Source organism: Streptomyces kebangsaanensis (genome assembly GCF_001906585.1).
Lineage (GTDB): Bacteria > Actinomycetota > Actinomycetes > Streptomycetales > Streptomycetaceae > Streptomyces > Streptomyces kebangsaanensis.
Genome location: NZ_JUJA01000036.1, coordinates 25,435 through 30,224, shown reverse-complemented (window position 1 = coordinate 30,224; position 4,790 = coordinate 25,435). Strand labels below are relative to the sequence as shown.

At 69.7% G+C, this 4,790-nt stretch carries 3 protein-coding genes; 2 read left to right on the top strand and 1 reads right to left on the bottom strand.

All coding sequences use genetic code 11. The annotated features are described in order from the left end of the window. Positions 1 to 22 precede the first annotated feature (22 nt). Positions 23 to 1,600 (bottom strand): acyl-CoA carboxylase subunit beta, encoded by a 1,578-nt coding sequence (locus RH94_RS04645; RefSeq protein ID WP_234425540.1) that lies wholly within the window; start codon positions 1,598 to 1,600, stop codon positions 23 to 25. A gap of 195 nt (positions 1,601 to 1,795) precedes the next feature. On the opposite strand from RH94_RS04645, the gene RH94_RS04640 reads away from it, so the two are divergent. Both RH94_RS04640 and RH94_RS04635 read left to right on the top strand, forming a co-directional pair. Next, complete coding sequence (locus RH94_RS04640; RefSeq protein WP_073946375.1) at positions 1,796 to 2,482, top strand: TetR/AcrR family transcriptional regulator; 687 nt, start codon at positions 1,796 to 1,798, stop codon at positions 2,480 to 2,482. A gap of 477 nt (positions 2,483 to 2,959) precedes the next feature. Then, the gene (locus RH94_RS04635; RefSeq protein ID WP_073946374.1) at positions 2,960 to 4,345 is read left to right on the top strand and encodes an ABC transporter substrate-binding protein; all 1,386 of its coding nucleotides are present in this window, start codon (positions 2,960 to 2,962) and stop codon (positions 4,343 to 4,345) included. Positions 4,346 to 4,790 lie beyond the last annotated feature (445 nt).

The window sequence follows — 4,790 nt, the reverse complement described above, 5'->3', positions numbered from 1 at the left end:
GACCTTGATCACGGGGGCTCCTTCACAGGGGGATGTTGCCGTGCTTCTTGGGCGGCAGGCTCTCCCGTTTGGTGCGCAGCTGGCGCAGGCCGCGCACGAGGTGGGAGCGGGTGTGGGAGGGCATGATCACGGCGTCGACGTAGCCGCGCTCGGCGGCGACGTAGGGGTTGAGGAGGGTGTCCTCGTACTCCTGGATCAGCCGGGCGCGGGTGGCCTCGGCGTCGTCGGCGGCCTCGGCGAGGGTGCGCCGGTGCAGGATGTTGACCGCGCCCTGGGCGCCCATCACGGCGATCTGCGCGGTGGGCCAGGCCAGGTTCAGGTCGGCGCCCAGGTGCTTGGAGCCCATCACGTCGTAGGCGCCGCCGAACGCCTTGCGGGTGATCACGGTGATCAGCGGGACGGTGGCCTCGGCGTAGGCGTAGATCAGCTTGGCGCCGCGGCGGATGATGCCGGTGTGCTCCTGGTCCACCCCGGGCAGGAAGCCGGGCACGTCCACGAAGGTGAGCACGGGCAGGTTGAAGGCGTCGCAGGTGCGCACGAACCGGGCGGCCTTCTCGGAGGCGTCGATGTCCAGGCAGCCGGCGAACTGCAGCGGCTGGTTGGCGACGATGCCGACCGGGCGGCCCTCGACGCGGCCGAAGCCGGTGAGGATGTTCGGCGCGAACAGCGGCTGCGTCTCGAGGAACTCGCCGTCGTCGAGGACGTGCTCGATGACGGTGTGCATGTCGTAGGGCTGGTTGGCGCTGTCCGGGACGATCGCGTCGAGCTCGCGGTCCCCGGCGGTGAGGGCCGGGTCGGCCTGCTCCGGGAACGCCGGGGGCTCGGCGAGGTTGTTGGAGGGCAGGTAGGACAGCAGCTGCTGGACGTACTCGATGGCGTCCTTCTCGTCGGCGGCCAGGTGGTGGGCCACCCCGGAGGCGGTGTTGTGGGTGCGGGCCCCGCCCAGCTCCTCGAAGCCGACGTCCTCGCCGGTGACCGTCTTGATCACGTCCGGGCCGGTGATGAACATGTGGCTGCTCTTATCGACCATGACGGTGAAGTCGGTGATGGCGGGGGAGTAGACCGCGCCGCCCGCGCACGGGCCGAGCACCAGGGAGATCTGCGGGATGACGCCGGAGGCGTGGGTGTTGCGGCGGAAGATCTCCCCGTAGGCGCCGAGCGAGGCGACGCCCTCCTGGATGCGGGCGCCGCCGGAGTCGTTGATGCCGATGACGGGGCAGCCGGTCTTCAGGGCGAAGTCCATCACCTTGACGATCTTCTGCCCGTACACCTCGCCCAGCGCGCCGCCGAAGACGGTGAAGTCCTGCGAGAAGACCGCCACCGGGCGGCCGTCGACGGTGCCGTAGCCGGTGACCACGCCGTCGCCGTAGGGGCGGTTGGCCTCCAGCCCGAAGTGGGTGGAGCGGTGCCGGGCGAACTCGTCCAGCTCCACGAAGGAGTCCGCGTCCAGCAGCAGCGCGATCCGCTCGCGGGCGGTCAGCTTGCCCCGGGCGTGCTGCTTCTCCACCGCGCGCTCCGAGCCGGCGTGCGTCGCCTCCTGGATGCGGCGCTGCAGATCCGCGAGCTTGCCCGCGGTCGTGCGGATGTCGATCTCGTTCACTGGTCGCTCCACCCCGGGCTCATCGATTCAGAAGGTGTCGTGGGGGACGTCCACGCCTCAGGCGTCGCGCAGGCCCGGTCGCGCCGAGGAACCCACGTCGACCCTCTCCGGTACTCAATCTCTTATGAACGGTACTCAGTACCATTCCCGTGGGCAAGTGGCTCCCGGAGGCCGAGACGGGGAGGATGGGCGATCATGAGCAAGCCAGCCGCGCGAACCCGACTCGCAGAAGCCGCTTTCACCCTGTTCGACGAGCGCGGGTACGAGCAGACGACCGTCGACGACATCGCCGAACGGGCCGGGGTGGGCCGCACCACCTTCTTCCGGCACTACCGGTCCAAGGAAGACGTCATCTTCCCCGACCACGACCGGCTGCTCGAGCAGATCAAGGACCGACTGGCCACCTCCAGCCACGACACCGCCCTGGCCGCCGTCTCCGACGCGGTCCGCCTGGTACTGATGCACTACCTCGCCGAAGGCGACCTCGCCCGTCGGCGGTACCGGCTCACCAGCAAGGTCGCCGCGCTCCGCGACCGGGAGATCGCCAGCGTCGCCCGTTACCAGCGGCTGTTCCGTGAATTCATCTCCAGCTGGATGGGCGACCCGACCGAGTCGGCATCTCTGAGGGCCGAGCTCATGGCGGCAGCCGTGGTCGCAGCCCACAACCACGTGCTGCGCCGGTGGCTCCGAGGGGAATCACCCGACCCGGGCCGGGAAGTGGACGAAGCGATGCACGACGTACTCGCCCTCTTCGCGGCACCGGGTTCCCGCACGGGGTCCGACGACCGCGGCACCACCGTCGTCGCCTTCCGAACCGGCCAGGACCTCGACACGCTGCTCCCCGCACTGCGACGCCTCGTCGCGGACGGCCCCGGACAATGACCGCCCGTACCGGGGAGCGCGGCCGCTGGACGGTCGGCATGCCCCGGGAATCCGCGGTGTCCCCGGGCGCGCCGGTGCCGGTGTACTGCTTCCCGCGGCACGAGCGCGCCGTGTACTGCGAGCCCGACGCGTGGGCCCGACCGCGACTCCGAGGGTGCGTTCAGGTGCGTCCAGCTGAGACACGTCGCATTTCGGGCCGACGGTTTTCGGGGTGCTTGGCTCCGTAGGAGTGCGTGTGAGTACTCCCTCGACACCGCGCCGCGTGGATACGAGCGACGAAGCCGCGATGCCGTCGCATCACCGTGGCGGACCGTTTGCCCGAAGGGCGAGACGGGTGGCCGGAGCGGCTCAGGACCGACGTAACCCGGTCGGTGCCGTCCCGTGGCGGCACCGGCGGGGCGGCACCAGCATGGAGTCCGTATCCCCCGGCGGCTGGTCGCCGTTCGCGTCGACCGCGTGGTCCGAGAGGAGAGTGTCATGCGCAGCGCGCTGCGGGGTTCGGCCCTCTTGCTGGCTTTCGCCCCCTTCCTGCTGCTTGCGGTGGCTCATGCCGACCGCAGCACGGAAACGAGGGTCGAGCAGGTGAAGGTCGGAATCCTTGAGCCGACCTCGGGCCCCGATGCCTCCGCGGGCACGGACGCGCGCAACGGCGCACAGCTCGCCGCGGACATCATCAACGGAAGGTTCCCCGAATTGGCGCTCCCCTTGGCCGGCAAGTCCGGCCTGCCGGGCTTGGGAGGAGCCGAGCTCGCGCTCGTCCACGCCGACACCAAGGGCGACCCGCGGACGGGGGCGAGGGAAGTGCAGCGGCTGGTGACCGACCAAGGGGCGGTCGCCCTGACGGGCGCCTACCACTCGGCCGTCACCAGGACCGCCAGTGAACGCGCCGAGCAGCTCAGGATTCCCTTCGTCAACGGTGACTCCTCCTCGACCGCGCTGACCGAACGCGGCCTTCGTTACTTCTTCCGTACCGGCCCCAGCGACCTGACCTACGGCCGGACCTTCTTCTCCCTGATCGAGGACCGCAAGGCCGCCGGCGTGCCGATCTCGTCCGTCGGAATCCTGCACATCAACAACCAGTACGGCGACGACGGCGCCGCGGTCACCCGACAGCTCGCACGGCAACACGGCCTGACCATCGCGGCCGACGTCGGCTACGACGCGGACTCCACCGACCTGGTGCCTTATGTGCAAGAGGTCCGCGCCAAGAAACCGGACGTGCTCTTCGTCCTCTCCTACACCACCGACGCACTACTGCTGCAGAAGGCGTTCACCCGGGTCGGCTACCTGCCGCCGGCGGTGCTCGGCTACGGCGGCGGCTTTTCCGATCCCGAGTTCGTGGCCGGTGCGGCTCGGGCGGCCGACGCCCGGGGCTTCCTCCGCCGCACCGCCTGGTCGGCCCAGTTGGCCGACCGCAACCCGACGGCCAAGAAGGTCGCCCAGAAGTTCGCGGCGACGTTCGGCGCGCCCATGACCGAGAACTCCGCGCGCACCTTCACCGCCGTGATGACTCTGGCCGTGGCCATCGACAACGCGCGTTCCACCGATCCGGAGAAGATCCACTCAGCGCTGCGCACCGTCACCCTGTCGGGCCGGGAGCTGATCATGGAGCCGTGGGACTACGTCCGGTTCGATGCCAGTGGGCAGAACACCGGTGCCCGCGGAGTCGTCGAGCAGTTCATCGGCGGCCAGTGGTCCGTCGTCTACCCCGACGACCTCCGAAGCCGACGGGTGATCTGGCCGATCTCCACGGCACGGGACCGCCGGCAGGCGGCATCCGCCGACACGCGATCAGCCAGTGAGCGGGTTGAAGTTCGCGTGGGCGGCGAGTTGCCAGCGGCTCCCGTTCCACGAGAAGGCTGACAGTCGCGGAGCGGGACCCGGAGTGTAGGGCTTGCCGCGGACAAGACCTTCCGCGGTGACCAGGTACCGGACCACGAGCACGGAGTCGGCCTGGGTGGCGGACACTCGACTGATGTCGAAACTCCCGACCGCCGGGTAATCGGCCAGATACGCCGCCTTGGAGCTGCCGGTCCCGTCCGGTCGTTCCACCTGGAAGGCGGGGGACAGGAATCGGTCGAGGCCGGCAGTGTCCCTTCGCTGAAGGAGCGTGAAGAACCGCACCAGAAGCGGTTTGGCCGTTGCCGCGGGATCGGCGAGCCTCGGTGGGGGACTTGGACTGCTACCGGCGCTTCTCGTGGAGCCGATGGCGGTCGTCCCCAGCATCAGTGCGCACAGGAGGATGAGAGACGGGCGACAGCGCACGGCGGCTCCAATCTGTAGGGACACTCTTGTCCGGGATACCGGC

Excerpts from the sequence above, each read along its gene's own strand:
- RH94_RS04640 (WP_073946375.1), top strand. The coding sequence starts at position 1,796 with ATGAGCAAGCCAGCCGCGCGAACCCGACTCGCAGAAGCCGCTTTCACC.
- RH94_RS04635 (WP_073946374.1), top strand. The coding sequence starts at position 2,960 with ATGCGCAGCGCGCTGCGGGGTTCGGCCCTCTTGCTGGCTTTCGCCCCC.